Source organism: Motiliproteus sp. MSK22-1, assembly GCF_001968815.1.
GTDB lineage: Bacteria > Pseudomonadota > Gammaproteobacteria > Pseudomonadales > Balneatricaceae > Motiliproteus.
Window position 1 is genome coordinate 1 of record NZ_MIEQ01000019.1, and the last position, 1,801, is coordinate 1,801.

Below are 1,801 nucleotides of genomic sequence, written 5' to 3' on the forward strand. Positions count from 1 at the left end.
AGACTTAAATCCTGATGAGTATCTGAATGCGGATTTAAAGGCCGGGATCCGCAGTGCATCACCAGCAAGAAATCAATCGGACTTGGCAGGTAAAGTGCTGGGCCATATGCGGATGTTGCAGAAAAAGCCAAAGAGAGTGGCGAAGTACTTCGAGCATCCAGCTATCCGCTACGCATCGTAAATGTATTAGCCCACCGGGCTAATAGCACTGATTCAATAGCTCCCTTCAAGCTGCCATTTCTACTTGATACTTTGATATTGAATTCTAACAATAGTGCTGTCAGTTGGTTGCCCGCTGCTGTTTTTTGTTTTACACAAAGCTCTCGTAATCGCATAATAGATTGCAGCTGTTGCTGTTTCACTGAATTCTCTGAGATAAACGTCACATAGGGTAATAACGTTGCTTGGACAATTGCCAAAGCATCATTTTTTGTCCGTTTTTTGGTTCTGCCTTACCGCTGTAACTAGTTTTGCTGAAATGTGACGGGCATTGTGACCTAGAGAGATGGCTTTTTGTTTCCAAAAATTAGAGGTTCCACATGCTTCAAATACTATGGTTAGCGATTTAGAATTTGCAAGCCAATCTGTGAACTCAGACGGTGTCTTTTCTGTATTTGAGCGCACTTTTTTGTTTGTGAAAACACAAACCTGAATCACATCTTTTGCTAGATCTACACCAACGATAGTATTTTTTAAGGTAGCCTCCATTTGTTATCAACAAGCCAATCAGCCTATCGGTAAGGGAAAGGGGAGTCCAATTATCTATCCTGACAGAGGGGGATAGGCAGATTTGCTAGATTCGTCACTGCTCTCTAAAAACTCGATCTTATCCCATCAGTTCAGTGTGTTGTTCCTATGTGCAATCAGTTTCTGCTACTTTTCTCTGCTGGGACGATTGTTTTTTGATCAACTCATTAGGCTTGACGGAGACAACCCCGCGAGTGAATACCATCCAAAAAAATGTTACCCGATAGTCGTTCTCCGATAAAGACTATACGTTCCCGTAGACAAAACTGGAGGCTTTGAATCCTGGGCTATGTTTCCCAAATCGAAGTATGAGTTGTCGTCGCCGCTAACCATCCGGCAAGCCATGTACATTCCTGCATGACGGTTTTCAATCGACGGCCTTGACTCTATGGCGAATCTGCGCGTCTTTGCCCATCCCCTCTAGCGGGGTTGTCGTGTCTCCTTAATTGTATAAAGCATAGGTAGGGAGCCTCAGGAATGATTAAGTCAGCTGGGGCACGCGAAGCAGTATCAATCGATTGGTGAAGCCAATTCAGGTATCTTAGAGTACATCGATGTTTTAAAAACCGCTTTCATAGACACTCAACCTCGAGCTATATAAGCCCAGCAGAACTTAAGCGAAAGCATGCCAATCAGGCTCGAATTTTTGTGTGCATATTCCGGCCGACTTTGATCACCCATTCTGGTCTTAGTTGATCAGCCGTACTGATTTTACTTGATCGGTCATTCTGGTTTTATTTGATCACTTTTTCTGGATTTCCAGAATCGGTGATCAAATACCGGAATCAATGATCAAGTATTTCCAGAATCCTATGTAACGCATTGATTAATAGACCTTCCCGGCTAACCTCTCGCATTTTGTCTGCGAGGAGTGTGGCCGGAGGGTTCCAAGAGATTATCAATGCGTAAAATCAAAGACGTGCTGCGATTGCATTACGAGGCAGGCCTGAGCCGACGCGGCGTCGCTCAAGCGCTTAATATCAGTTACGGCAGTGCCGTTAATTACCTCAATCGCGCCCAACAGGCCGGATTAACTTGGCCGCTTGCCGTAGAC

3 pseudogenes are annotated in these 1,801 nt (G+C 44.5%); 1 reads left to right on the forward strand and 2 read right to left on the reverse strand.

Annotation, left to right across the window (positions count from 1 at the left end):
• Window positions 1–181: pseudogene (locus BGP75_RS26970) on the forward strand (IS630 family transposase); the annotation flags it as partial.
• A gap of 22 nt (window positions 182–203) precedes the next feature.
• On the opposite strand, the pseudogene BGP75_RS01985 reads toward BGP75_RS26970, so the two are convergent.
• Window positions 204–708: pseudogene (locus BGP75_RS01985) on the reverse strand (transposase); the annotation flags it as partial.
• A 283-nt stretch (window positions 709–991) separates the two neighbouring features.
• Window positions 992–1,162: pseudogene (locus BGP75_RS27705) on the reverse strand (IS1380 family transposase); the annotation flags it as partial.
• Window positions 1,163–1,801 lie beyond the last annotated feature (639 nt).